Consider the following 458-nt stretch of genomic DNA (forward strand, 5'->3'; position numbering starts at 1 on the left):
ATAACGCTTTGCTAAGCGGCAATAAAATAGCTGGCTATAATTAGCGAGGAACGAGCAAAAGCCAGCTGTTTTTTGTCCGTTTAAGCAACTTGTTATATGTCAATTACTGAGGTGTTCCGTAAAAGTAAACTACCGCAAAAAACACAACTACCGAAACACATGCTCCAAAATACGTAATGACAAATGGCAGTCTATTTTTTTCAGCGAATGCAATTGCAGATGGTTCATCTATTTCGAGATATTTGCGATTCATAAGATATTTGTTTAACGGCCAAGCGCTAATCATGTCACCGTTACCCATTAAAGTTGGTTCACCAGCATGTTGCCAAAGAACAGGATAACGCTTTTTACTACCTCGAATGAAAATCCATGAAGTAACGCTTTCCATAATCAAAAAGAAAAAGAAAACACCAAATGCACTCCAAAACTCCACCATACTCTCCTTTACATATAACGCC

Annotated in this window: 1 protein-coding gene; it reads right to left on the reverse strand. The window is 38.0% G+C overall.

Translation table 11 applies throughout. From position 1 onward, the window contains the following. Positions 1 to 103: 103 nt before the first annotated feature. The coding region (locus Q0796_RS18155) for a hypothetical protein (RefSeq protein WP_298445897.1) at positions 104 to 458 on the reverse strand (355 nt) is incomplete at its 5' end.

This window comes from uncultured Ferrimonas sp. (assembly GCF_947489035.1).
In the GTDB taxonomy this organism is placed as follows: Bacteria; Pseudomonadota; Gammaproteobacteria; order Enterobacterales; family Shewanellaceae; genus Ferrimonas.